Raw genomic sequence first — 25,716 nt, forward strand, 5'->3', positions numbered from 1 at the left:
TGAGTTACCTTTGTATCCTTGTTGTAGGGAGGACCCACATGACCGGAAATGGCACAACGTTTGTAGAGCAGATTTCTTCCGATTTTGTGAATAGCCTTGAAACGTTTTCTGTTAGGAAAAATTTCGTTCCCGGAGCCGTTCTGTTTTTGGATGGTGAAAGTGCCGATCAGCTATTCTTGATTTCGTCGGGCCAAATTAAGCTCACAAAAAACACAAACGATGGAAAAGAATTAACATTGCAAGTATTTGGTGAAGGAGAGCTAGTCGGCGTCTCAGGGCTCTTCGAACAGGAATTGAAGTACACCTCCACAGGCACCATGTTGATGGAGGGTGAGATATGGATCATCCCGCGACAAGGGTTGGAAAAAATGCTCATCAAAAACGGTCAATTTTGCGTAGACTTCCTGCGTTGGATGGGATTGATGAACAGGCGGATGCAATCCAAATTTCGCGATTTGCTACTCAATGGCAAAATTGGCGCCTTGTATTCAACGTTAATCCGCATGAGTAACACGTACGGCAAGCCACACCCCGAAGGAATCCTCATCGACCTTTCCCTTACCAATCGCGATTTGGCGCAATTCATTGGTCTGACACGAGAGAGTGTCAACCGGATGCTTTCCGATCTAAAAAAACAGGACACCATCGATCTGCTTCCCCACGGGCATATCTTGATTAAGGACCTTGCCTATTTAAAAGAAGCGATTTTTTGTGATGACTGCCCTCCAGATATTTGCCAAATGTGAGCAAAGTCTCCATCCTTTCCTGCACGAAAAAAGTCCTGGACTTGTCCGTCCAAGACTTTTTTTCATAAGGGGTTCAAGCTTCTTTATCCATGTCTTTGCTCCGCGAGCTCGCTGAACATACCAGCATAGTACTCGACGTCTCCTGCATCGTCCACAATCGCGCTGATCGTTAGCCATTGGAGATATTGATCCCCATTCTTCCGGCGATTCCAGATCTCTCCTTGCCAATAGCCATTCTTCTTGATCGAATCCCACATCTTTTGATAGAAGTCGGCACTCTGCTTGCCTGATTTTAAAATATTGGGGGACTTGCCAATCACCTCATTCATCTCATACCCAGTCACTTTCGTAAAAGCATGGTTCGCACTTTTAATGACTCCTCGTGTATCGGTAATCAGTATCGCCTCTCCCGTCTTTTCCATAATGGTGGCGGAGAGCTGCAGCTTCTCTTGATAAAACATCCACATCACCAAGACCAAGCTTGCCAGTGCAAACTGAGATAGCGCCATGAAACCGATCGCGTAATGCCCCGTCAGATTAAACAGCAGCGTTAAGATCAACGGTGGGAAAAATCCTCCTAATCCCCCCATGGCAGATACGATCCCATTCACAATCCCCGCTTGTCTCGAGAAATACATCGGCACTAATTTGAACACGGCACCGTTACCGATACCTGCGCATATCGCTACCAACAAGCATCCTACCGTATACATTAAAATCGATGGCGAGAAAGATAAGACAATTCCAGACAAGGCGAGCCCGGCAAACACAATCATCAATGCCTTGAAGGGGTTCCACCTATCACCTAGCCAGCCTCCCAATGGTCTTGCAAGTGTCGCCAAAAGAATGAATCCTGCTGTTCTCATACCTGCATCTACTTTATCCAGTTGGAAATGGCTCACTAAAAAATTCGGGAGATACACGGTGAAAGCGACGAAGCAACCAAACGTAATAAAGTAGAACAAACTGATTAACCATAGCTTTTCGTTTTTGTAGACACTCTTGATCTGCTGACCAAGAGGAGTCACTACCTTAGGTTCATTTTTATCCCCCATCAAGAAGGTAAGCACTGCGAATCCCACAAGCAATAACATAAACATTTGTACAGTAGTTGCCCACCCAAACGATTTAGCCAGAACGGGCGCTGCAAAAGTGGTGATCGCTGTACCGATATTTCCCATACCGTAGATTCCGTTTACAGAACCATGCTTTTCTTTCGGATAATATTTAGGTAGAGAAGTGACACCAACGGAAAACACCGCTCCGCCTATCCCTATAAATAGCCCGCCGATTAACAAATCTGTATACGTGGTCGCCTGGCTAATATAAAACACAGGAGCCAATAGCAAGAGAAAGCTGATGCTAAATAATATTCTCGCGCCAAATCGGTTACTCCAATATCCAACGGGGATTCGCAGCAACGATCCAAGAAGAACAGGAATCGCTGTCACCCACGCCACTTCGCTTGCACTCATAGGTACGGTTTCTTTGATAAAAGGCATGAGCGATGACAGAATGACCCATACCATGAAACCGACCGTAAGACTCAACGTCTGTAACGGCAACTGCCATTTTCGTACCATAAACAACACCCCTCACTTGGGAAATCTTCTTCATCCACTATGATAAAAGGCAAAGTTTGGTTTCGTTGTGATTTTAATCACAGCTCCTTCCGAGCAATCCGCTTATAATCAAGGCGAAATCTTGAATCGAAGGAGTGGATTATACATGTTTTGTTATCAATGTGAACAGACTCCATCAGGTGGTTGTAAGGTCATAGGCGTTTGCGGAAAGAATGAAGATCTTGCGAGTATTCAGGATACAATTATTTTTGCTTTAAAAGGAATTGCGGCTTATGCCACACATGCTCGACAACTGGGCTATATCGATCCTGAAGTGGATGGGATTACACAGGAAGCTCTCTATTTTACATTGACGAATGTGAATTTTAACTTAGACGAACATTTGCAAATGGCCATGAAAGTAGGAAAGGCCGCGATAAAAGTCATGGAGCTTTTGGATCGGGCTCATACGGATCATTTCGGAGTGCCGCAGCCAATCACAGTCTCGCAAAACAAAATAGAAGGAAAATGCATCGTTGTTACGGGACACAATCTGTTTGCTCTCGAAGAGCTGTTAAAACAGACAGAAGGCAAAGGAATCAATGTGTATACGCATTCCGAAATGCTGCCTGCACATGGCTACCCCGCACTGAAAAAATATCCTCATTTGAAAGGAAACATCGGGAAAGCATGGTACGATCAGCGTCAATTGTTTGAGAAATTTCCCGGCGCCATACTCGCTACAACAAACTGTGTAATGCCTATTCGTGGCAGCTACGCCGATCGTTTCTTTTCGTATGATATAACCGGTTTGGAGAACGTGACGAAAATTGTAGATAACGATTTTGCGCCGCTCATTGAAAAAGCATTGTCTCTTCCTGAGGTTTCCATCGAATCGGAACTGACATTGACGACCGGCTACCACCACAAAACGGTCCTCGGCATCGCCCCTGAAATTATTCAGGCAGTCAAGGAAGGACAGATCAAACGCTTCTTCGTCATCGCTGGTTGTGACGCTCCTGGCAAGGGAGGCGAGTATTACCGTGAATTGGCTACGTCCTTACCGCCAGAAACAGTCATTCTTACTACCTCCTGCGGAAAATTCCGTTTTAACGATGTAGATTTCGGCACCGTGCCAGGTACCAATATCCCAAGATATATCGATTTGGGACAGTGCAATAACTCGGTTTCTACCATTACGATTGCGGCTGCATTAGCCGATGCCTTCGAATGTGAAGTGAACGAGCTGCCGGTAAGTATCGTTCTTTCCTGGTTTGAACAAAAAGCGGTTGCCATCCTGCTCGGTCTGTTTAGCCTGGGGATACAAGATATACGGATCGGTCCAAAATTGCCTGAGTTCATTCAGCCCGGTGTTCTGGAAGTATTGCAAGACTTGTTCCATATTCAGTTGATTGGTGATGCCCAAGAAGATATGAAGCAAATGCTCGGAATCACTCAATAGACTGTCGCCAATCAAAAATGAGGCACCTTCTTATAACAGGAAGGTGCCTCATTCTATTTTTTTATAACCATTTTGTAAGCCATTCTGAAACAACTTGGTGCTGCAAATTGATTGCTTCTCCACCAGGAACGCTTTCCCGGATGCTTCCTCGTTGGATGCCTACAGCCGTTACGTTGACGAAAATACCGACCACTTCTCCATATTCATTGACGGCGGCTCCGCCGCTGTTGCCATTCTCCACAGGAACAGAGCAGTCAAATTCCCACGGTTGCATCTTGGTGCTTAACTGACACAACTCTCCAGTCCTTACAATCCAGTCCGTATACTCCGCTTCGACAGTCAGTAGCTTTTGACCACTCACAAGTGGATCAGCGCTCAAAGGCAGGAATGGTAATTTTGCAGACGGTCGCCCAATCTTATACAGCGCCAGATCAACAGCATCTTTTCCTATTCCCGGGTGCTCCGCAACCAAAGTCGCATCTAACCAATCCCGCGCGTACGTTTTCACTCTGAAAGAGACTCTACCTTTGGATACGTGTTTTGCCGTCAGCAATAGGCCGCCTTTCAATAATACACCCGTACCGCCGAATCCAATGTCTATGTGAACCGAAGCAGCCTTTGCCAGCTTCTCGATTTCACTCCACGGCTTCGGTTGCTTGGCAGGTTTGGTAGGGTCTGGATTTGGTTCAGGCTTCGGCTTTTCTGGCGGCTCGGGTTGAGGAACTGTTGCAGTCAGTTTTTTCGCCATGTTTTGGATGAGCAATGCTACCAAGTCTCCACGGACAACCCCGCCTTCATGAGCATTTTGTACCCAGTATTCAGCTGATTGGATGACTGATTGGTTCTGTAATACTTTTAATGCCTCTTTTGTCTGCTTGTCCGCCTGTTTATTCACAGTTTTTCCTCCTTCTCTAGTCTTGTGTTCGCCAGTCTTCATTTCTTACCGGAATCCCTGCTGACCAAATGGTTGAGATTCTATTTGTTCTGTTATTATTCTACCAAACATTTCATTTTTTCCCATTGCGAGTGATCCTGATGGAATTAAAAAAAGGCCCTATCCATCGGTAGATAAGACCCTCCTATTTCCTTACAGCGGCATATTCGTAACGGCCGTCCATGTTCCCACTTCTCCTGCCCGCACAGATGGGGGCTTCATTCGAACCGTTCCTCGTAATACATAATGTCGCAACCCAAGTGTTGGCTCGTCTTTGTAAGCAAAAGTGCCAACAAAATTGGCATAAGGTGATTCAATCGTGATTTGCCTGGACCTCTCATCCCAACTCCCTTGTATGGGAATCGGAGTACCACGGAAATTAACGGTACCACTGACCCTGCCATTCGAGACATTGGAAATCACCAATGTGCCCAACGTGGTGGGTCTTCCACCGAAGCTCGCTTGAATTTCCCATGTAGAGGGGTACGGCAAGCTGACCCGAGTCGTCTGTCCAATTGCCACGGTCGACCTCTCCTTTCGATTGACTTGAGCGTGAAGTCAAAATAGTACGTTACAGTATACGTAGCCATCATGAATCTTCCCGTAGGCGGACGCACAACTTTATTTTTGACGAAAAAAGAGACGGTTTCCCGCCTCTCTTTCTTCCAATCAATTCCTAGCAAACTACTACCATTCCGTTTCCGTTTTGTGTTCAATTACGTGTACGACTTTTGGTTCGACTTCTTTCATCATTTGTTTCAGTAAATCATCGCTAATCGTTACTTTATTTTTCCCATCTTGAAGCTGTCTTTCAGCCTGTGTTTTTGCAATCACATCAATAACTTGTTGTTTCGAGATATTTTTCGATGCTGCAACTTCCACAACAGATTTCCCTTTTGCTAGTTCTTCTTTTAACTCTGTCGGGCTCATTTTTAGTAGAGCAAACAGTTTTTCATCGTTTATAAAATTATCAGCAAAATAATCAGGCTTACCGTCTCTAGAGAAATAACCTTCTACTTCAGCGTTAGATGGTTCAAAATCTACCGGAGCAAGACTAATGCTATTCCCCTGAACAAATACTTGGTAACCCTCTCCTCCTGATCCCTTCTTGGTGTAATTCAAGATAAATGTTTTTTGATTTGGATTGTCCATTTGCTCCATGGCAACCTCGTAATCTTTGATGTTGCCATACAATTTATCAATGAGCTGATCTACCTTCCCCTTGATTTCCTGATCAGGTAAAGTAATGAGCGGCTTCTCCGTAGGCTCCCAATTCTCTTGCGTCAGGTCTTGAATCTCATCCGTAATACCGTTTGTATGGAGGGTAAGCTTTTTGCCAGTTCCCCCTTTTTCTTGCAAGACGATGCTTAGTTGGACCTTTTTGGTTGAATCATTGGGGTCTCCAAGGTAGCTAGCATCGATAATCTCAAACGATTTTGTTTCGGGAATGGCACGATACAGCTTCTCAAGTGTTGCTTTCCCAGCCTCATCCAGCGTGACTTGTTCAGAAGTCATTGGTGCTCGAGTAAGCATATCAATCACAACAGGGGCCGCAAATGCTGCGGTTGGAATCAAAATCGCAGCAGCAACAATTCCACCAATTAATCGTTTTTTCATAGTTATTTCGCTCCTTTTTCGTTGCAAATAGTGAGAATAAGATTGTTCGATTCGTTTGGAAATGGCCGACGGGCACTCCATCGTTTCTGCCTCTTCGTGCAGATGATCACGGATTTTTCGTTCAATAGTCATTGATCTTTTCCATCCTTTCCAGAGGGAGATTCCCTAAGGTTTTTCTAAGCGCCTGGAGGCCAGCATGATATCTGGACTTGACTGTACCCAGCGGAATATCGAGCAAAGTCGCAATTTCCTCAAGAGTATAGTCGTGATAAAAGCGGAAGATAATCACTGTCCGCTGTTTGTCGGTCAGTTTTCGTATGGACTGGGATATCATTTGGTTTGTTCCATCCATCAACGCAGTATGTTCATCCAAATAAGACTCTTCATGAGAGAAGGAACGAATGCGTTCAACAATGCGGAATCTCCTCCAGCTCTTGACCCGAAATCTCTGCACTTGACGGATTACCAGGCCATGCAGCCAGAACTGGAAAGGACGGTTCGTATCGTAATTAGCAAGTGAGGTCCACATTTGCATATAGATTTCATTCATGACATCTTCCCGATCCTGCTTATGATCCACCAGAAAGGAGACGGTCCGGTATACGTCCTGAAAGGTCGCATCATACATCGTATGAAATGCCTGTTCATCACCCTCTTTCATTTTTATAAGTAATTGGTACATCTCTTCATTTTCCATTCAGAGGGCCCTCCTGAGTAAGCAGCTTACACCCTATATTGTCTCTCGATCGAAAAAAGGTTCGGTTTTCTTCTTAATTTTTTTTACAAAATGCAACGACCCGTATAGCGAAGCACGAAAAAGAGGCGGTAGTTTCCGCCTCTTTTCTTTCCATCAATCATTTAATCCCTTTCCCTCAAGAATTTGAGGGATACATTTTTCAACCCTTGACTCTCGCGTTTTGGCTTGTTTGGGTGCTGAAAAATGAAGAAGGTAGGCTCTTTGCCGTCCCGGAGTCAATGCTTCAAAAGCAGTTTTCAAGGCAGGATTTTCATCCAATTTATTTTGAAATTCTTCAGGAATGATGTATTCTTCATGCTTTTTAAAGTTCACTTCCACACCGGATTTTTCAACTTCAATGGCTTCCTGAATATAGGCCTTCAAAATAGATTCTATTTCCATGATTTCTTCCAAATTGGTGAACCGGATCTGGCGGGTCGCCTGTACATTCTCCGTTTGTTGGATGAGAATCCCGTGTGGGTCCTTTAACAAGGCACCTTTTTGAAACAGAAGCGCGCAATATTCTTTAAATCCATGTATTAAAACGATGTTTTTTTTCTCAAACGTGTAACAAGGATGCATCCACTTAAAATCTTCGGTCAGCTCACAGTCAAGAACAATACTTCTCAACTTCTCGTATTCTGCTTTCCACTTTTTCGCCTTACTTAAAAATTCATCAACCTTAGGATTCGTTTTACTTGTTGTCATCAAGGAACACCTCTCATCTAGTTGGTGTCATGTCAATTTTTAGTTTTGACATTATGGTATTTGTATTATTCTATCATCATGTATTCAGGTTCCTTCTTTTAAAGAAAAAGCTCTATCAGATTGAGAGGTGATTGATTTGGATATCGATTTCTATAGGAAATGGGCATGCCAAAAAATGATCGAATCGTCACATAGCAATATGTGGGAAGGACATTGGGCGTGTGCGGTTATAGCCTTGACTGAACTCTTGGAAGAAAAACTTGTACCTGCCAAGTTGGAAGATTTGATTCGTAAAAATCTTGATAAAGTTGTGGAAGAACATGCAAACGAACAGCAGTATCGGGCAAACAAAGAATACGAAGATTTTCCTGCTCAAATGATGAGACTGCTCGTCCAAAAGAGCCATACATGCCATGCGCTTGGTCATGACGTGATTTACACGTTTTATTTGCTGAGTATGCTCTCTCGTTCCCATATTCCAGCAACTGCCGAATTGTTTGATGCCATGGGGAAAATGGTTAGTAGTTTCGCAGCATCAGGTCCTGGTTTTGTTACTGTGAATGGAGAGAATATCGTCATTGATCCTGACGGCGTACCAAATACAGGTGTAAGATTACAGCTGACTCCGGAGACTTTGCTTGACTTACTCCATAACTTTCAGAGACCGCTGCAAATGGAGAAAGGCGATATGCAGTTGGGGCATATCCTTACACATGGTCATGCTATTGTAGAAACGAAACAAGCTTATCGCTATTATGTACACGCCAATCTCGATCCGGCCTTTTACACAAGAATCAACCTCTTGGCTTATGCTAATACACTTGAGGAAAATCGGGTTGTTGAATCCGATTCGATGGTTATGGAAGGCGAGTTGAATCCATTAGAACCTTCCTACTGGGAACAAGCATTAGTTGAAAGCAAGCATGGCCATTTTTATAAATACGCGTACAGTTATTTGAGACTTTGCCGAATATCGGGCCGCAGTCCATCCGATTTTCGATTGTTTCAACGTATTCTGTAAACGGCTGATGTTAAGGGTACAAAAGTAAATTCAGGTGAATCTAATTACATGATGGCAACGGGTTTTGTCCAAAAGCATGAAGCTAAAGGACAAGAACCCGTTTTCTTTTTACTCAAAAGTGACCATCCTATCCGCACGCGCCAAGTCATTGATCATGTAGTTGCGTAATATTATTGTGGCAGTGGGAAAACTAACGGGAAATGTCAGATAGGGGAATACACATGATCTCAGAATTCAAGCGATTTTTACTCGGTAGACCTATGAAATCAAGTGAACTTGCCGGAGAAAAGTTAAATAAAGTAAAAGCTTTGGCGGTTCTTTCATCTGATGCTCTATCTTCTGTCGCTTACGGAACAGAACAGATTCTTCTCGTGTTAATTACTTTGGGTGCAGTAGCGATGTGGTACTCTATCCCCATCTCCATTGCGGTTGTTGGTCTTTTAACCATCCTCATTTTGTCTTACCGCCAAACCATCTTTGCTTATTCAACTGGTGGTGGAGCCTACATTGTCGCAAAGGACAATTTAGGAACCACTACTGGACTGGTTGCAGGTGGCTCTTTGCTCGTGGACTACATTTTAACGGTTGCTGTGAGTACGTCTGCTTCTACAGACGCTATTACTTCGGCATTTCCAGTGCTACATGATCATCGCGTTCTTATTGCTCTGTTCATGATTGCAATCGTAACGGTATTAAATTTACGTGGCATCACAGAATCGGCAACGATTTTAATGTATCCTGTTTATTTGTTTGTTGTCGCTATTCTCATCTTAATTATTGGCGGCGGATATCAATGGATGGTTGGAAATGTGCAAGCTCATCCCCCACAATATGGGGCAGTTGTTCCAGGAATAACTTTATTCCTTCTATTGAGAGCATTTAGTTCAGGGTGTTCTGCATTAACAGGGGTAGAAGCCGTATCCAATGCAATTCCCAACTTCAGGGACCCAGCACCGAAAAATGCAGCATTAACGCTTCTCATGATGGGACTTATCCTCGGTGTTATGTTCATGGGCATTAGCCTGTTGGCTTATTTATATGGGATCGCACCGAATCCAAAGGAAACGGTGGTATCTCAAATCGCTTCTACTGTTTTTGGACGAGGAATCATGTATTACTCGATTCAGGCTGTTACAGCACTTATTTTATTCCTGGCCGCTAATACTGCTTTTGCAGCCTTTCCTTTACTCGCCTTTATGTTTGCCAAGGACAGATTTATGCCTAATATGTTCATGGTTCGAGGAGATCGTCTTGGGTTTTCAAACGGGATTATTTTCCTGGCTATTCTTTCAGCACTATTTGTGATTGCGTTTAAAGGAGAAACGGAAAACTTAATCCCTTTGTATGCGCTTGGTGTTTTTATACCGTTTACCTTGTCACAGGCAGGAATGATGAAACGCTGGATTTCAAAAAAGCCCCGAGGGTGGCTAGCACCTTTTGTTATTAATACTTTAGGAATGCTAACAACCCTTACCATTTGCCTGATCTTTTTCATTACAAAACTCTCACAGGTATGGCCGATTTTTGTATTCCTTCCTATCGTCATTTTCATTTTTAGGAAGATAAATCAGCATTATAGAGATTTGGCAAATGAGTTACGACTTGATATGGAAACAGACAAACCCGAACCAAAAGGGAGTGTCATCGTTATTCCTGTGGCTGGGATTTCGCAGGTGGTGAAAAACACCATTAGTTATGCGCAATCATTGTCAGACGACATTGTCGCTGTCTACGTCGGATTTAATGAGGAAGACATGAAAAAAATGGAGGAAAAATGGGAGATCTGGAATCCCGGAGTACGCTTGATCGTCCTGCGTTCACATTATCGCAGTATAATAAGGCCTTTGTTTAAGTTTATTGACACGGTTGAGTGGAAAAAGGCAGAAACGGATCATGTTACTGTCATGATTCCACAGTTTATTACCAAGCGTTGGTGGCATAACTTACTCCATAACCAGACGAGTTTATTAATCCGCGCGTATTTATTCGCCCGCCAAGATGTAAAAATTGCTACGGTTCCATACCGATTAAAGAAATGAAGCAGTAAATATTTCCCTATATAGTTCCATCATTTTTGTTACCCTTGATCATCTTGACTGTTATTTAAATCCAGTATGAGCCTAAAATTAGATTGAAAGACTACCCAATCATACACTTTTTTTACTCGAATGATTTCTGGCTGAATACTGTTGGAGGCTCCAGAAGTAACGGTAACCACAAAGCTGCAGGAGGCCATATTTCCTGACTGATCCCTGGCTGTGCAGGTGAGCATCGTCATTCCCACAGGAAAGTCCATGGTAAAAGTTGCAACTGCAATTGGTACAGGAGGGGTAAAGGACCGTGTGATTCCATGACAGGTAATAGAGGTTACACCACAAGTATCAGTGGCAGTGACTTCATAGGTAACAGTAGCGGAAGTTTGCCCGGGTAAAACAAGGACTGTGATGTCCTCAGGACAAGTGATGGTTGGAGGTTCGTCAATAACCGTGATGGTAAATGAACATACTTCCGTATTCCCAAATATATCTTGTGCCGTACAGGTGACAACCGTATCTCCCACTGGAAAAAGGGAGCCTGAAGGTGGAAAACAGGTAACGGTAACTCCAGGACAAAGAGATACAGGTGTTGGATAGTTTACAATAGGGCAGGGTACTACCATGTCAGGTGGGCAGGTTGGTGACTGCACACATCCATTAAGCAAAACAGAAACGTCGCTCGAATCCTCGTTTGCAGTAGCAATGTCAATTCTTCCGTCTCCGTTAAAATCAGCCGCTGTAATACTGAAAGGACCTGCTCCTGTAGGGAACTGAAAGGGAGTCGAGAACCCGCCTGTTCCGTTGTTTATGAGAATAGAAACATTATCAGAACCTGCGTTTGGGGTAGCCAAATCAATGACTCCATCACAATTAAAGTCAGCCGCTGTTATATCAAAAGGAAATGCATCAGTGCCCAAGGTAAAGGGACTTCCTGCTGCTTCTGTAAAAGAACCGAATCCATCGTTTAGAAAGACGGTTACATTACTCGTAGCAATATTCCCAACAGCAATATCAATGGCCCCATCACCATTTAAATCAGCAGCTACAAGGCTAATGGGGGATGATCCCCCTGGAAGTACAGAGAAACTCACTCCAGGAGTTTGGAACGTACCGTTCCCATTCCCTCTAAATATAGTTACATCATTCGTGTCTCGATTGGCAGTGGCCAGATCAAGTCTCCCATCTCCATTAAAGTCAGCCGCTACAATATCAAAAGGGGCCAAACCAGGAGTGGTGTCAAATGGACTCCCTGGCGCCATGGTAAATACACCTGATCCATTATTCAACAAGATAGTAACGAAACTAGTTCCTGTAATTTGGCCTACATTTGCTATAGCTAAGTCCACACCGTTTACACCATCAAAGTCACCTGTAGCAATAGCAAAAGATTGCGAAACAGCAGGAAACACACCTGTACTATAAGCTACAGGTGCAGCAAAGGTGCCATCCCCGTTATTCAAAAGGATAAAAACTCGGTCATTGGGAGTTTGATCAGTTACAGCCAAATCAATGAAGCCATCTCCATTAAAATCTGCTGCTGCAATTTGCCCTAATAAAGACCCAGGAAATAAAGTATTGAAGGGTATCGTTTGCGATACGGAAAACACGCCGGACCCATTGTTAACCAGAATAGAAACATCGTTGGACCCAATATCCACTACGGCCAAGTCTATGCGACCGTCTCTGTTAAAATCGCCAGAAGTAATGCTGGAAGGAGAGGTTCCTCCCGTATTATATTCGACTGATGGCTGAAAAAATGGGCAGGCCAATTTGGATTCACCCTTTCTTATAGGAATACTGGCAGCCATTCCCTAATCGAAATGCTTTACTCCAAACACGAATAAAGGCTAATAATTGCACGTGGTGCATACTATGCAAATGCCTTTGATCATGATATGGCTGTTTAGGCATGAACGTGAATTCACTAAAACAAATGAAGAGGTGGTTTCCCGCCCCTCTTCTTGTACGATCAATCCCTGCAAACCTTTGCTCTTTCCAGGGATCACCGCATTGCTTGTTATTAAAATGATCAGTGGTCTTGAAAAAGAGTTTGAGCTAACTGCTGCTGAGATTGAAGACTTTATCAACTGGTATAACAATCGTGCTGACGGGAACGGCAAGGAAATCTACATGTTTGAAAAAGACTTCAATATGGGGCCATTCACCGCTCGAAAAGATTATGTAGCATTTAGTAAGATTCAATCCTTTGAAGTTATGGAATATACCAAATAACACGATGAGGCACCTCCCTAAAAATCGGAAGGTGCCTCGTGCTTTTTAAGTGCTGGTTTATGCTGAAAGTATAAAGTCGAAGAATACAAGCTGAATTTTTGTTACTTAATTTTTTTACATTATTTGGTATATAATTAATTCATTAGTTACTCGATTGCCTAGGTGGCTAATAAATATAGTGTGGAGGTTTGGTGTAATGAAAAAGATTTTATCCGCTGTAATTGCTACTAGTATTTTGGCAGTTTACTCCGGAGGTGCTTATGCATCTACTAAGACTGATTCATCAGTTCGTCTCGAAGTCAACGAAAATGCACCAACTCAAATTATGATTCCAAGCGAGTTTTTTGACCCAAATCATCCAAAAGCCATAAAAGATCCCCAAACAATTAAAAAATTTGAAAGTATCCTAAAAGAAATTGAAGCGAAAGATAAAACGCTCGTAAGCTCTGCGGACAATCCCCCAAAAGACACCAGCTGTAGCGGTTTATTTCGTTCCAGGTATTGGGCAAGTTGCCTTGGTAGTATCAGGTGCTGTATTAATAGGGACAGCTCTTTACTATGCAGGTGATTGGCTCTATGATTGTGTAGATTCTTGGCTCAATGCTGAAACCGCTGATGAATATATTTCAAAAAACAGAAAGGGTTCAATCAGAAGAGAATTCCCAAGTGAATATCTCGATAAAACTCTTAATGAAATTGAAAAAGACGCAAAAAATGGGGAGAGAAAGGCAAGGACAGCCAAAAAATTGCTAAATGATAATAGGTTCAAAAAAGATTAATTCACTATAGGGAGGATTTTTATGGATACCAAATCAACAGAATCCCAAACAAGATGGTATGCGGTAAAAGTATTATTTGAATCTGTTCATTCTGGAGATCCGCTCCCTGATAAGCTTGATTTAGACGATGACGATAACAATTTGAAGCTTTTTGAGGAACGTATTATACTCGTGAAAGCGTTAAATGAGGGTCAGGCTAATGAAAAAGCAGAGATTAATGCCAAAAACTCTGAAGATGAATACTTGAACACATATGGTGTTTCAATTCTGGTTCAGTTTGTGAAAATTTTGCACACTTTTGAGCTCAACGATGACGAGCTCACTGACGGAACAGAAATCTATGCAAGATTTATCCACGCTAGTAACGAGAATACAGCTATGGATATTATAAAGCGCTATTACCCAGAGGCTGCGCATATTGAATAGTTGAAGCTTTTACAGCTATAGAACTATGTGTGTATGTATGCATTCTTTGACGGAGTGGAGAAACGTGCCGCTAAGAAAGCGTGACCATGCCAAAGTGATTTCTCTCACTTTCTGCACAACCCGTTCCGAAAAAAGCACCTGGGTCTTTTTAAATAGAACGCATAACGTCAAAACTCCCTCCCTGGATTGCTCTTGAAAGTAGTCCTTACATGCTCCTACAATGGCAAGAATGCCACAGACGATCATTTTGGTGAAGCCGTTGGTAGATCAAGACGACGAATAACTTGTGAAATTATGTCCTTAAAAAAGAATTAAGAGGCGGATAATCACCGCCTCTTTTCCCTGATCAATCCCAAGCAAACCTCTGCTCTTTCCAAGGATCACCGTACATACTCTTATGTAACTATTATTCAGTTATTCAACTAAAAAACCCGACTCCTCAAACAGGGACGGGTTGTTGATTTTGGTTACTTCTGTGGATTTCGTTCCCTATTTCTTCCCCTCAAACCAAAAAGACCAGCTAATCCAAGCAAACCTATCCATTCCCAGTCTGAATCAGTGTCCACTGCTGTCGTTCTGTACGTGTTGTTATTGATACCTGTGTTTCCTGTCGTATTACCTGGGGTGTTTGTTCCTCCTGTGTTCCCGGCACCTTCGGTACCACCAGCTTCAGCATATACGGTTAAGCCCATTGTTACCGTTAACACTAGAGCCAAAATAATTGCATTGAACTTTTTCAATTTAATTTCCCCCTTATTTCATGCGTATTTACTACTTGTATAATGTCCATACGCATAAAATTTATACAAATTTACTCACCCCACTTCCAACGTTGAAATGTTCCTTCCACACGATTGTATGTTTAGTCCAGTTCCAGATCCCGAACCTGAACCAGAGCCAACTCCAACCGGTAATGACGCATTGCTTGTTATTAAAATGATCAGTGGTCTTGAAAAAGAGTTTGAGCTAACTGCTGCTGAGATTGAAGACTTTATCAACTGGTATAACAATCGTGCTGACGGGAACGGCAAGGAAATCTACATGTTTGAAAAAGACTTCAATATGGGGCCATTCACCGCTCGAAAAGATTATGTAGCATTCAGCAAGATTCAATCCTTTGAAGTCATGGAATATACCAAATAACACGATGAGGCACCTCCTGTAAAACAGGTAGGTGCCTCATCTCTTTTCATCCAATCAATCCCAAGCTAAAGCAATTATTAAACAAACACGTCTCTACGGAAAAACTGATTAGATCAAAAAAACTTGATTTAATTATTGTATCTTCTTGGTAACCGTGCATATAATAAAATCATCAAAAAAAATTGATGAATGAGGTTGTAATCGATGAACGATATCAAGCACAAATTGGAACAATATGAGAAGAAATTCAAAGCTCTCTCCGATCAGAAGCGACTTGAAATTATGTATGAGCTTTGTCAAAGAGGTAAAACATGCGTATGTGACCTTACCGAGGTTTTTGATATGCCTCAATCTAAATTATCGTATCATCTCAAGATATTATTGGATGCCAACCTGATTATCAAAGAGACAAAAGGTACCTGGAGTTATTACGATTTGAATGATGATGAAGTGAATCACCTCTTATCGGAAGAGCTTTGTTGTATTTTCAGGAAAACAGGCAAAGGTAGCTGCTGCTAATTTTTTTAGACACTACATCAATTTTTTTTGATTAATAGTTTATAAATTAAAGGAGGATTCTGAAATGAAGTATGTACATGTTGGCGTTAACATTACCAATTTGGAGAAATCTATTGCGTTCTATCAAAAGGTTTTTGGGGTTAATCCTGTAAAGGTAAAACCTGATTATGCGAAGTTCTTGCTTGAATCCCCAGGGCTAAACTTTACATTGAATGTCCGGGACGTCGTAAGCGGAAATCAAGTTAACCACTTCGGATTCCAGGTTGAAAGTGCAAATGAAATCCTTGCTCATAAGGAAAGACTAGAAAAAGAAGGCTTCTTCGCTCGTGACGAGATGGATACGACATGTTGTTATGCCGTGCAGGATAAATTTTGGGTTACTGATCCAGACGGTAATGAGTGGGAATTTTTCTACACAAAGTCTGACAGTGACGTTCATAAAATCGAATCCACGTCCTGCTGCGTAGATTCAAAAACAGAAGCAACCAATTCTTGCTGCTAAGACAAAGTGGGAGGCCCAATGAAACAATTATCATTTTTAGATCGCTTCTTGACCCTTTGGATCTTCCTTGCTATGGCAGTAGGGATTATGATCGGGACTTTCTTTCCTACTTTCACAAATGGACTAAATAGCTTACAAATTGGTACAACATCCATCCCGCTTGCTATAGGCTTAATCCTGATGATGTACCCCCCTTTAGCTAAAGTTCGATATGAAGAAATGGGACGTGTATTTAAAGACCTTAAGGTTCTTGTGCTATCCCTTATTCAAAACTGGGTTATAGGACCGGTTTTGATGTTTTTATTAGCCATCATTTTCTTGCCAGATAAACCAGAATATATGGTGGGGCTGATCATGATTGGATTGGCACGTTGTATTGCCATGGTGATTGTGTGGAATGACCTCGCAAAAGGTGATGCAGAATATGCTGCAGGGCTTGTGGCTTTCAATTCTGTGTTTCAGATGCTTTTCTTTTCAGTATATGCCTATGTCTTTGTCACTGTCATACCGGAATGGCTTGGTATTCAAGGTGCTGTTATTAGCATTACGATGGCAGAAGTGGCAAAATCGGTGTTTATTTACCTGGGTATTCCTTTTCTTGCAGGGATGCTGACACGCTTTACTTTTGTAAAAGTGAAAGGTAGACAGTGGTATGAGAAAGTATTCATCCCAAAAATTAGCCCTATGACTTTGATTGCCTTACTCTTTACCATTATTGTCATGTTCTCAACACAAGGAGAAAACATCGTAAGCGTTCCACTTGATGTTGTTCGCATCGCCATTCCACTTCTCATCTATTTCATCCTAATGTTCTTTATCTCTTTCTATATGGGGAAAAAGATTGGCGCAAATTATCCTGTTACTACGACGCTTGCTTTCACAGCGGGCAGTAATAACTTTGAATTAGCTATCGCTGTGGCAGTCGGAGTGTTTGGGATTCATTCAGGTGCCGCCTTTGCAGCCGTCATCGGTCCTCTTGTTGAAGTACCTGTGATGATTGCATTGGTTCATGTAGCTTTATGGTTCAAGCGCAAGTATTTTGCCAGCACATATCCTAATGGAAGCTGAAAAGGTGAGTACATCATGGAAAACAAAAAAACAATCTACTTTTTATGTACAGGAAATTCTTGCCGAAGCCAAATGGCGGAAGCATGGGGAAAGAAATACTTGGGTACAGCCTGGAATGTTTTTTCTGCTGGGATTGAAGCCCATGGTGTGAATGCAAATGCCGTTCGAGCGATGAATGAAGTTGGCATAGACATTTCCGATCAAACATCAGATGTCATTGACCCTGATCTTTTAAACAAGGCCGATCTAATCGTGACACTATGCAGCCATGCAGATTCCGTTTGTCCAACCACTCCTACTCATATAAAACGTGTCCATTGGGGATTTGACGATCCCGCTGGAAAAGAATGGTCTGAGTTTCAACGAGTTCGTGATGAAATCGGTGTACGAATTAAGAGATTCGCGGATATAGGAGAATAAAAGGTGAAAACCCGCCTCCTCAAAACAGGGACGGGTTAGCTATTTCAGGATAGGCTCTCATCTGATCATGGTCATATGGCACGAGCAGTGACTGCAAAAGATTGGTGTCAAAGTTCTCCTGATCAAGCCAGATTACTTCGTCCTGCTGCCGCAGTACTACAGGCATCCAGTCATCTGCTTGTGCACAGATTTCATTTTCATGGAAAGTGAGCCACGATTCAATGCGTCTAATCATTTCTAGTTACAAAAAATCAACACAATACAACCACTGAGTAGCCCGTGTTTTGTTTTCTTTACAAATTTCTTCTTGGTTTATGAACTGATTTGGTTTTAAAATATATGTTTCTTGTGCGAACATATGGCGAAGCCGTAGATGGACCCGGACGACGAGTAGTTTGCGAAATTAAGTTCTTTAAAACAAAAAAAGAGGCGGATAATCACCGCCTCTTTTCCCCAATCAATCCCAAGCAAACCTCTGTTCTTTCCAGGGATCACCGTACATAGTCTTGTGTAACCACTCGAGGATTTTTTATGTGTATTAGTCCCTTTAAACAGGGACGGATCATGAAACGCTGTGTTCCAAGATTGCCCATAAACGACACGACCATCTCTTCAGCAACAGAAGTAATTACTTAGTTTTATTTATGTATTCGTTCGTACTTACCATCGTTGTTTTTATAACTCGAAAGACTCCGTCCGTATGCACACACTTTCAAAGTATAAATTTCTCATTTCGTCTTCTTGAATCTCAGGATCTAACTCTTTAAACCACTCTTTCTCCAAATCTTCCTCGGTGAGTACATTAGGTCTCCAAAATAGTAAACCTAACTCTGGAAAATCGTAAGTCCCCCCTAGTTCACGATCATTCCGATCGTAATTCGATATTGTATCTAACTTTTCTACAAGATCTGTAACTTTTGTTCTGAAAACATCAATATCCGAAAATACGCAATGAAATACATTCTTCAAGCTCGATGGAATTTGAATAAAAGCCACTTTTTCATTTGAATCATACTTAACCATAAAGGCACTTTCAAAATAGCTAGTAACAAAGTACTCTTTGTTATGCTTCGACTCATACTCTTGAATGCACAATGCTACCTCCTCTTTACTCATACCAAATTTTATGTTGCCAATTCCAACACCGGGTTCAATGATTATCTTATCCATTTGCTTCCTCCTATTAAAGCGTGCACAGTCATTACTATGTTTATGCCACCATCGTAAAACTTACTTTGTTGAATTTTCATTCTCGAGTTTCTCTATCTGTTTCTTTAATTCATCTATCTTTTTCTTGAATCTAAATCGAACTGCAAAATAAGTAATGATAAAAGTGATGATACCAACAGGTAACCCTACAAAGATGAGCCCCATTAGGAAACCAATCCAATCCCACTCTATTCCTATCGCATAATGATGCCCCATCCTTAAAACCTCCTTCATCTATCACAAAAAGAATTACGATCCATATATTGGTAAAGTCACGGATAGGAATAACAGATTTGAATAGAAGTTATAAAAAAAGAGGTGGTCTCCCGCCTCTTCATCATTCTATCTAATCCACGCAAACTTTTGCTCTTTCTAGGGGGCACACATGCCGCGCAGACGGTCGCGGCAATAAAACCTACATGTTCGATAAAAGACTTTAACAAAGGTCCATTCACATCTCGAAAAGATTATGTAGCATTTAGTAAAATTCAATCCTTCGAACGTAATGGAATACTCAAATAAAATCAACGAATTCTTCGTTTGTGAAGGGGTCGTTTACGCTTTGGCACAGTGTAGTACCTCCATAAAAACAAACAAAGAGACGGTCTCCCGCCTCTTCATCTTCCTATCTAATCCCAAGCAAACCTCTGTTCTTTCCAAGGATCTCCATACATATTATATCCGTTCTTCTCCCAAAACCCTTGCTTGTCTTTCTCCATAAACTCAATCCCACGCACCCACTTGGCGCTTTTCCAGAAGTAGAGATGCGGAATGACAAAGCGCAGCGGCCAACCGTGCTCAGGGGTCAAATCTTCGCCGTTATGCTTCGTCGCGAACAGATTGCCGTTTTTCATGAAGTCGACAAGCGGAATGTTCACAGTCCATCCGTGCTCAGCGTGCAGCATGACGTACTTCGCTTCCGGCTTCACCTTTACCAGCTTCAGAACTTCCTCAACCGGAATGCCTTCCCATTCATTGTCCAGCTTGCTCCAGCCTGTCACGCAGTGAATATCGTTAGTCGTGCCGCCTTTTGGCAGTGCCATCATTTGTTCGTAGCTCAGCGTCACTTCTTCTTCGACGAGACCGAAAAGGCGAAAGCTCCACTCCGTAGACAGATCTGTATATTCGGGAACCTCTCCATAGTGCAGGACAGGAAAGCCCGTCGTCTGTTTTTGATTGGGTGGAATGCGATCGCGCTTGGTATCTGCCGCTGGGTTGATAAACATGTTGTTTCCACTCCCTCGATTGTCAGTCTCTTATTTTCCGACCCGCAAAAGGGCGTGATCTACCTTGATGCACATGTCCTGTACAACCTCGATACCTTGATCTGCAACCAATTTAGCCGCGTCTTCGTTGGCAATACCTTGTTGCATCCAGAACACTTTTGGCTTGTTCTGCATTTTCAATGCTTCCTCTGCAACAGGCATCATGTCTTCGCTGCGGCGGAACACGTTGACGATGTCTACTGCCTGATCAATCTCGGTCAGGCTCCCCAATACTTTTTCACCCAAAACCGTTTCACCTGCGATGACAGGATTGACCGGGATGATCGTGTAGCCCGCGCTCTGCATGGCTTGCGATACCATATAGCTGGTGCGGTCCGGCTTGTTGGACAGACCCACTACTGCGATCGTTTTTGCATCCTCCAGCAGTTGACGACGTGCTTCGTTGCTTGGATTTTGTGCCATGTGAAAACACTCCTTTTTTATATGGAAATGGGATATTGAACTACCTCTTATTCACTACGACTGGAAACGAATTCAACGATGGTCCGCGTCATCGCTCCGGTACCGCCAGCTGGTTGCATGTCGCCAGCACTTGCTGTGTACGCTGTACCCGCGATGTCCAGATGTACCCACGGTGTGTCGCCAACGAATTCTTGCAGGAAAACACCGCCGATGATGCCGTGGCCATAACGTCCTCCCGAGTTTTTCAAATCGGCAAAGCGACTCTTGTTCAGGCTGCGGTACTCATCGAAGGTAGGGAGCTGCCACAAACGCTCACCCGCCACGTCTGCTGCTTTCATCAGTTCATCCAACAGTGCATTGTCATTGGTCATGGCACCAGAGCAGAAATGACCGAGCGCGACCACGATACCACCTGTCAAGGTAGCGGCATCCACCAGGCAAGACACACCTTGCTCTTTGGCATAAGTGATGCAATCAGCCAGCACGAGGCGACCTTCTGCGTCTGTCGTAATGATCTCTACCGTTTTGCCGCTCATGGTCGTGATGACATCGCCTGGGCGGAATGCCGTTCCGGAAGGCATGTTTTCCACGGTACCTACGACAGCCAGTACGTTTACTTTTGGTTTAATTTGCCCCAGTGCCTCCAACGCGCCGATCATCGTAGCCGCTCCACCCATGTCCGATTTCATGTCTTCCATGCCTGCTACTGGCTTGATGGAGATCCCACCTGTATCAAATGTCACGCCTTTACCGATCAAGCCAATGACATCGTCCCACGTGTCTCTTCCTTGATATTTGACTACGACGACATAAGGCTCAAGCTCGCTGCCTTTCGCTACAGAGAGCACTCCGCCCATTCCCAGCTCTTCCAGCTTCGCTTTTTCCATTACTTCCACAGTCATGCCATAGCGCTCTGCTACCTCGACCATCGCATTCTTCAATGCGCGTGGAGTCAAGTAGTTAGCTGGTTCATTGACGAGCGTGCGTGCCAGATTCGTCCCGGATACGAGCGCCGAACCACGTGCAACACCTGCCTGTACCAATGAAGCATCGGCATCTGCTGACAAAATTTGCACCGTCGCAATTGGGTCAGACTCACGCTTTGCCTTTTGACGGTAGCCCTCGTAATTGTATTCGGCAAGTCCAAAGGATTCCGTCACTGCCTGCGCCAGACGGTCAGCACTCAGATGCTCTGTTGTTGGCAAATCAATCACCACTGTTTTGCCGTTGCCTTTACCCACAACCGTTTTGGCTGCACGTCCCCATGCATTTCGGGCTGCGACGAAATCAAATTTGCCTGGTTCACCCATCCCGACGATCAACAGTTTTTTTGCAGCTACGTTGTTCATTCCGTGGACAACCGTAATTTCCTTTGCCTCACCCGTAATTTCCTTGTCCTGCTGCAAGCCACTCAGACTGCCTCCAAAAGCTTCGTCCAATTCCGGGTATACTTGCGAAATCTCCTCACCCTTCCATAGCGGAACAATCAGTTCATCACACGCGATATTCACAAGCTGTATGCGTTTTTCTACTGCTACTTTCATATACTCTTCCCTCTTTCTCTGTGGTAGGATACAATATGGGCACATTTGTTTAGAACGATGTGTCGACATATAAGCGCAAGGGTGGAAACGTCATGGCTTTTGCCTCTGTATAAGAAATGACATCCTTTTCCGGCAACAATTTCTCGCATTCATCTATGTAACGAAGAACTCTTGTTACGTCCAGTCCCCAATGAACTGGCTGGTAACGAGTCAAATACTTTCGTGCATTGCCTAACATCCAGCGAGCACCTTTTATATTGCCGTATTCTTGGTGATACAGTCCGACTGACAATTGCAGCAATCCTTGCAAAAACTTGTCTGACTTATCTTCCATCCAGATGTCTTCCAACAGATCGTGGCATTCGTAGTATTCGCCATCATTGAATTTTTCAATGAACTGTAAATACTGCTCGGGATACCCCATGGATGCATGCCTCCGTTTCGAACCTTCCGTCTTCATGGTAACACAGATTGGCAATGACTTTACATCCAAACAAAAACTTCACGGATTAAGACAACGCCCTTCTGTTACAATAATCCTAGAGATAAGCGCACAGTAGAAAGGAATGGATTTTCCGTGGCGGATTTTTTTGAAAACTTCCCCTTATGGGCAGCATTGCTAGCCATAGGGATCGCCCAATTTATCAAAATTCCCCTCCATTTTTTTGCAACGAAAACGTGGCAATGGTCACTGCTCTTGAGTACAGGCGGTATGCCCAGCTCACACTCTTCTGCCGTGACAGCACTATCCACAGCCGTGGGACTACGTGAGGGTTTTGGCAGCAACATGTTCGCTATTTCTGCCATTCTCGGTGTGATCGTGATGTTTGATGCCGCAGGTGTCCGCCGCCATGCCGGTATGCAAGCCGTTGTCTTAAATAAGCTGGTCGATGAATTCAACCACCTGTTAGAAGGAATGAAATCGTTAAAAGTACGCCCTAACCAGGAAAAAGCGAAAAAACTGAAAGAACTGCTCGGTCATCAACCGATCGAGGTATTAATCGGCGGTTGGTTAGGCGTCATGATTGCGTTATTGCTCCATCCGTTTTTTTAAAGGAGGGCTCCCATGCGCATTGTTTCCATCTGTCCCAGCAATACCGAAATCCTGTATTATTTAGGCCTGCATGAGCATGTCGTCGGTTTGGATGATCACTCTGACTGGCCGCAGGAGTGGCAGCACCTCCCCCGGGTTGGACCCGATTTGACAATCGATATGGACCTGGTCGCTGCCCTCCAACCGGATCTGGTCGTAGCGTCACTCTCTGTTCCTGGCATGGAGAAAAATATAGAGGCTCTGCGCGATAGAGATATTCCTCATATCGTGCTGAACCCTTCCCGGATCGCAGAAATCGCTCATGATATCCGACTCGTCGGTGAGGCGACAGGAACACAGAGGCAAGCCGAGCAGCTTGCGGTTCAATTTGACGAAACCATTGAAAGCATCCGACAAAAGGCTGCAAAGTACGCTCAACGACCGAAGCTGTACTGGGAATGGTGGCCGAATCCCATCTATACACCTGGTCAGGAAAACTGGCTGACCGATGTCAGTGAGATTGCGGGTGCCACCAATATTTTTGCAGATTATCCTGTCGCGAACGTCAAGGCTACGCGGGAAATGGTCATGGAACGCAATCCCGATCATATTTGTGTCGTCTGGTGCGGAATTGAACTGAAGCGAATCAAGCCTGACATGATCACAAACCGCCCAGAGTGGATGAACATGACCGCTATTCGAAACAATCAGGTCCATTTGCTGGAAGAAGGCCTATATTGCCGCCCTTCTCCTCGCATTTTGGAAGGACTGGAGAAGCTGGTTAATTTGATCCATACAAAATGACATAAAAAACGTTCAAAGCTTCTGCCTTGAACGTTTTTTTCTTTTTTCTTTCATGCCACCAATGCGGCATCCATTCGTTTTCATTCGTTGCTATTCAGTTTGTTGTTTGCCGCTGACGGGTTCCGCCATGGCTGCTATTCCTTTTTCATTCAAGCCATTCAGAAAAGCTTCCGTTACCTTGCCTTCGCCTTTTTTTACGATGTACACGTCCACCGATTTTTTCCCCCATTGCGAGAATACGTCCTGCTTGGTCTCGAAATACAGGTCAATCTTATGGCCGCGAATCGCTCCACCCTTGTCAGCTACAACGCCATATCCATAACCGGGAATGTACAAAATGGTCCCCAGCGGGAAAACGCGCAAATCAGCTGCAATCGTGGAATAGTCGTCTCTACGTACTTTTACACCTGAATATGTAATGCCATAGGACGGGTGAGATGGATTTTTGCCGGTCGATTCGTATCCAGCATAGTAGCCAGTCGCTACTACACGTACTTTTGGATATTGATCGTGAAATACTTCCGCTTTATCAATCACTTGAGTAAGAGAACTGGCAGATACCGTCCGTTTTTTGACGACACGTTGCCCCTCTTTCGTTTCCTTGATTCCAAAAGTGGCTGAGACACCGTGGTCTCCCACAACATTATAGCTGTATCCATCGCTTGCGAAGGCCGTCAAGACCAGGATGAACAGCGCGACGATACTTACGAACTGCTTTCCATTCATTTCTTGGAAAACCTCCTCTCGTTTCTAGTCATGTCCCGACGAGGAGGAAAGTATACACAAATTTTGGTTGATTACAGAAATATTCAGTCAGTTACACATTTTCCCACTAAAATGCCAAAAGAAAAACAGGCCCAAAATAAAGGCCTGCTTGTACTTGTTTTAAAACATCCGATATCCTTTTTTGCGAAGCGTTTGAATGGTCCAGCCACTCGCCACTGTTCCTGCCATGCCGCAGCCCAGAATAAGCGAATCCCAAATTCCCGGAACGATTTGTTGATAGACAAGTGCACCTACCACTACACCAACGCTGATCACAACAGGAAACCATGTTGTTTTCAAAATCATGTTTAAAATAAACCCAATGCCAAACCCTAGCACGGAGAACAGAACAATGGATACCATAAATTGCATCAAGTTCATCGACGAAAAAGACCTCCTGCCACCTTCTCCACCTTTTGCCACTTCTTCGGCAAATATAGGAAAGACGGGCTATTTTCGGTATTAAGTGTAGCAAAAAGTCGAGGGATCGGTCAATAAGAGAAGCCTGTCGTATGTGTTGCATGCCTGACAGAAAAAACCGCCGATGCATTCGCTTCGACGGTTTTCTATGCGAGGTTCCTTAATCATTATTGATGAGATGAAATAGCTTCCTTCTGAGCTTCCTGTGTACCAGCTCCGTCACAGTTAGGACAATTCTCCGAGCCCCCCAGGAGCAGTTGGAAATACCCTTGGCCATGGCAGTACGGGCACTGTTCTTGTTTTTGTCTCATGTTGAGCTCCCCTTTCGGCATACATGCGCGA

General features: G+C 43.6%; 32 protein-coding genes. 14 read left to right on the top strand and 18 right to left on the bottom strand.

Annotation, left to right across the window (positions count from 1 at the left end):
• The first annotated feature begins 38 nt into the window (after window positions 1–38).
• Window positions 39–746, top strand: coding sequence for a Crp/Fnr family transcriptional regulator (locus PMI05_RS02260; protein WP_007716662.1), 708 nt, complete (start codon window positions 39–41; stop codon window positions 744–746).
• An 83-nt stretch (window positions 747–829) separates the two neighbouring features.
• On the opposite strand, the gene PMI05_RS02265 is transcribed toward PMI05_RS02260, so the two are convergent.
• A complete protein-coding gene (locus PMI05_RS02265; RefSeq protein WP_007716666.1) occupies window positions 830–2,329 on the bottom strand; it encodes a nitrate/nitrite transporter in 1,500 nt (499 codons plus the stop codon).
• 145 nt (window positions 2,330–2,474) lie between these two features.
• Between PMI05_RS02265 and hcp the strand changes: the two genes are divergently transcribed.
• Window positions 2,475–3,770, top strand: coding sequence for a hydroxylamine reductase (gene hcp / locus PMI05_RS02270; protein ID WP_007716669.1), 1,296 nt, complete (start codon window positions 2,475–2,477; stop codon window positions 3,768–3,770).
• A 61-nt stretch (window positions 3,771–3,831) separates the two neighbouring features.
• On the opposite strand, the gene PMI05_RS02275 is transcribed toward hcp, so the two are convergent.
• From PMI05_RS02275 to PMI05_RS02295, 5 genes are all read right to left on the bottom strand, one after another.
• Window positions 3,832–4,665, bottom strand: coding sequence for a serine protease (locus PMI05_RS02275; RefSeq protein WP_007716672.1), 834 nt, complete (start codon window positions 4,663–4,665; stop codon window positions 3,832–3,834).
• A gap of 192 nt (window positions 4,666–4,857) precedes the next feature.
• On the bottom strand, window positions 4,858–5,226 hold the full coding sequence (locus tag PMI05_RS02280) for a hypothetical protein (RefSeq protein WP_007716675.1): 369 nt from the start codon (window positions 5,224–5,226) through the stop codon (window positions 4,858–4,860).
• Between the two features lie 165 nt (window positions 5,227–5,391).
• Window positions 5,392–6,453: a hypothetical protein gene (locus tag PMI05_RS02285; RefSeq protein ID WP_193375242.1), complete on the bottom strand. Its 1,062-nt coding sequence runs from the start codon at window positions 6,451–6,453 to the stop codon at window positions 5,392–5,394.
• Window positions 6,443–7,018 (bottom strand): sigma-70 family RNA polymerase sigma factor, encoded by a 576-nt coding sequence (locus PMI05_RS02290; RefSeq protein WP_007716679.1) that lies wholly within the window; start codon window positions 7,016–7,018, stop codon window positions 6,443–6,445. Before PMI05_RS02290 ends, PMI05_RS02285 begins: the two co-directional genes overlap by 11 nt.
• A 153-nt stretch (window positions 7,019–7,171) precedes the next feature.
• Window positions 7,172–7,765: a YdeI family protein gene (locus PMI05_RS02295; RefSeq protein ID WP_007716681.1), complete on the bottom strand. Its 594-nt coding sequence runs from the start codon at window positions 7,763–7,765 to the stop codon at window positions 7,172–7,174.
• Window positions 7,766–7,892: 127 nt separating this feature from the next.
• On the opposite strand from PMI05_RS02295, the gene PMI05_RS02300 reads away from it, so the two are divergent.
• Window positions 7,893–8,786 (top strand): hypothetical protein, encoded by an 894-nt coding sequence (locus tag PMI05_RS02300; RefSeq protein WP_238543236.1) that lies wholly within the window; start codon window positions 7,893–7,895, stop codon window positions 8,784–8,786.
• A 221-nt stretch (window positions 8,787–9,007) separates the two neighbouring features.
• Entirely contained in the window at window positions 9,008–10,825 is a 1,818-nt protein-coding gene (locus tag PMI05_RS02305; protein ID WP_007716685.1) for an APC family permease, read from the top strand.
• Between the two features lie 38 nt (window positions 10,826–10,863).
• On the opposite strand, the gene PMI05_RS02310 is transcribed toward PMI05_RS02305, so the two are convergent.
• Window positions 10,864–12,630, bottom strand: coding sequence for an FG-GAP-like repeat-containing protein (locus tag PMI05_RS02310; protein ID WP_007716701.1), 1,767 nt, complete (start codon window positions 12,628–12,630; stop codon window positions 10,864–10,866).
• A 64-nt stretch (window positions 12,631–12,694) separates the two neighbouring features.
• On the opposite strand from PMI05_RS02310, the gene PMI05_RS31235 reads away from it, so the two are divergent.
• From PMI05_RS31235 to PMI05_RS02325, 3 genes are all read left to right on the top strand, one after another.
• Window positions 12,695–13,054 (top strand): hypothetical protein, encoded by a 360-nt coding sequence (locus tag PMI05_RS31235; RefSeq protein WP_238543237.1) that lies wholly within the window; start codon window positions 12,695–12,697, stop codon window positions 13,052–13,054.
• Between the two features lie 515 nt (window positions 13,055–13,569).
• Window positions 13,570–13,833, top strand: coding sequence for a hypothetical protein (locus PMI05_RS30615; protein ID WP_157230827.1), 264 nt, complete (start codon window positions 13,570–13,572; stop codon window positions 13,831–13,833).
• A 21-nt stretch (window positions 13,834–13,854) separates the two neighbouring features.
• A complete protein-coding gene (locus PMI05_RS02325) occupies window positions 13,855–14,259 on the top strand; it encodes a DUF4288 domain-containing protein (RefSeq protein WP_007716706.1) in 405 nt (134 codons plus the stop codon).
• Between the two features lie 467 nt (window positions 14,260–14,726).
• Here the strand turns inward: PMI05_RS02325 and PMI05_RS02330 are convergent, their stop codons facing one another.
• Complete coding sequence (locus PMI05_RS02330) at window positions 14,727–14,999, bottom strand: WGxxGxxG family protein (RefSeq protein ID WP_007716708.1); 273 nt, start codon at window positions 14,997–14,999, stop codon at window positions 14,727–14,729.
• Between the two features lie 118 nt (window positions 15,000–15,117).
• On the opposite strand from PMI05_RS02330, the gene PMI05_RS02335 reads away from it, so the two are divergent.
• From PMI05_RS02335 to arsC, 5 genes are all read left to right on the top strand, one after another.
• Window positions 15,118–15,402, top strand: a complete 285-nt coding sequence (locus PMI05_RS02335) for a hypothetical protein (RefSeq protein WP_039960077.1) — start codon at window positions 15,118–15,120, stop codon at window positions 15,400–15,402.
• A 204-nt stretch (window positions 15,403–15,606) separates the two neighbouring features.
• A complete protein-coding gene (gene arsR / locus PMI05_RS02340) occupies window positions 15,607–15,921 on the top strand; it encodes an arsenical resistance operon transcriptional regulator ArsR (RefSeq protein WP_007716712.1) in 315 nt (104 codons plus the stop codon).
• Window positions 15,922–15,985: 64 nt separating this feature from the next.
• On the top strand, window positions 15,986–16,423 hold the full coding sequence (locus PMI05_RS02345; protein ID WP_007716714.1) for an ArsI/CadI family heavy metal resistance metalloenzyme: 438 nt from the start codon (window positions 15,986–15,988) through the stop codon (window positions 16,421–16,423).
• An 18-nt stretch (window positions 16,424–16,441) separates the two neighbouring features.
• Window positions 16,442–17,491 (top strand): ACR3 family arsenite efflux transporter, encoded by a 1,050-nt coding sequence (gene arsB, locus PMI05_RS02350; protein ID WP_007716721.1) that lies wholly within the window; start codon window positions 16,442–16,444, stop codon window positions 17,489–17,491.
• A 15-nt stretch (window positions 17,492–17,506) separates the two neighbouring features.
• Window positions 17,507–17,911 carry an arsenate reductase (thioredoxin) gene (gene arsC / locus PMI05_RS02355; protein ID WP_007716722.1) on the top strand — a complete coding sequence of 135 codons (405 nt, stop codon included), beginning with the start codon at window positions 17,507–17,509 and terminating at the stop codon, window positions 17,909–17,911.
• A 19-nt stretch (window positions 17,912–17,930) separates the two neighbouring features.
• Here arsC and PMI05_RS30860 read toward each other — a convergent pair whose 3' ends face one another.
• The 7 genes from PMI05_RS30860 to PMI05_RS02385 all read right to left on the bottom strand — a co-directional run bounded on the left by PMI05_RS30860 (window position 17,931) and on the right by PMI05_RS02385 (window position 22,776).
• Window positions 17,931–18,146, bottom strand: coding sequence for an SOS response-associated peptidase family protein (locus PMI05_RS30860; protein WP_369751180.1), 216 nt, complete (start codon window positions 18,144–18,146; stop codon window positions 17,931–17,933).
• A 440-nt stretch (window positions 18,147–18,586) separates the two neighbouring features.
• On the bottom strand, window positions 18,587–19,081 hold the full coding sequence (locus PMI05_RS02360; protein ID WP_007716723.1) for a hypothetical protein: 495 nt from the start codon (window positions 19,079–19,081) through the stop codon (window positions 18,587–18,589).
• Between the two features lie 60 nt (window positions 19,082–19,141).
• A complete protein-coding gene (locus PMI05_RS02365; RefSeq protein WP_007716724.1) occupies window positions 19,142–19,336 on the bottom strand; it encodes a bZIP transcription factor in 195 nt (64 codons plus the stop codon).
• 413 nt (window positions 19,337–19,749) lie between these two features.
• Window positions 19,750–20,346, bottom strand: coding sequence for a sulfite oxidase-like oxidoreductase (locus tag PMI05_RS02370; RefSeq protein ID WP_007716725.1), 597 nt, complete (start codon window positions 20,344–20,346; stop codon window positions 19,750–19,752).
• 30 nt (window positions 20,347–20,376) lie between these two features.
• Entirely contained in the window at window positions 20,377–20,808 is a 432-nt protein-coding gene (locus PMI05_RS02375; protein ID WP_007716726.1) for a CoA-binding protein, read from the bottom strand.
• Between the two features lie 47 nt (window positions 20,809–20,855).
• On the bottom strand, window positions 20,856–22,352 hold the full coding sequence (locus tag PMI05_RS02380) for a leucyl aminopeptidase (protein ID WP_007716728.1): 1,497 nt from the start codon (window positions 22,350–22,352) through the stop codon (window positions 20,856–20,858).
• 49 nt (window positions 22,353–22,401) lie between these two features.
• Window positions 22,402–22,776: a DUF309 domain-containing protein gene (locus tag PMI05_RS02385; protein WP_007716730.1), complete on the bottom strand. Its 375-nt coding sequence runs from the start codon at window positions 22,774–22,776 to the stop codon at window positions 22,402–22,404.
• A gap of 153 nt (window positions 22,777–22,929) precedes the next feature.
• On the opposite strand from PMI05_RS02385, the gene PMI05_RS02390 reads away from it, so the two are divergent.
• Both PMI05_RS02390 and PMI05_RS02395 read left to right on the top strand, forming a co-directional pair.
• Window positions 22,930–23,406 (top strand): divergent PAP2 family protein, encoded by a 477-nt coding sequence (locus PMI05_RS02390; RefSeq protein WP_007716732.1) that lies wholly within the window; start codon window positions 22,930–22,932, stop codon window positions 23,404–23,406.
• 12 nt (window positions 23,407–23,418) lie between these two features.
• A complete protein-coding gene (locus PMI05_RS02395; RefSeq protein WP_007716734.1) occupies window positions 23,419–24,189 on the top strand; it encodes a cobalamin-binding protein in 771 nt (256 codons plus the stop codon).
• Between the two features lie 90 nt (window positions 24,190–24,279).
• Here PMI05_RS02395 and PMI05_RS02400 read toward each other — a convergent pair whose 3' ends face one another.
• The 3 genes from PMI05_RS02400 to PMI05_RS30865 all read right to left on the bottom strand — a co-directional run bounded on the left by PMI05_RS02400 (window position 24,280) and on the right by PMI05_RS30865 (window position 25,706).
• On the bottom strand, window positions 24,280–24,915 hold the full coding sequence (locus PMI05_RS02400; protein WP_007716736.1) for a 3D domain-containing protein: 636 nt from the start codon (window positions 24,913–24,915) through the stop codon (window positions 24,280–24,282).
• A 159-nt stretch (window positions 24,916–25,074) separates the two neighbouring features.
• On the bottom strand, window positions 25,075–25,335 hold the full coding sequence (locus tag PMI05_RS02405) for a YuiB family protein (RefSeq protein WP_007716738.1): 261 nt from the start codon (window positions 25,333–25,335) through the stop codon (window positions 25,075–25,077).
• A gap of 206 nt (window positions 25,336–25,541) precedes the next feature.
• The gene (locus PMI05_RS30865; protein WP_162130897.1) at window positions 25,542–25,706 is read right to left on the bottom strand and encodes a YuiA family protein; all 165 of its coding nucleotides are present in this window, start codon (window positions 25,704–25,706) and stop codon (window positions 25,542–25,544) included.
• Window positions 25,707–25,716: the final 10 nt, after the last annotated feature.

The organism is Brevibacillus sp. BC25 (assembly GCF_000282075.1).
Lineage (GTDB): Bacteria > Bacillota > Bacilli > Brevibacillales > Brevibacillaceae > Brevibacillus.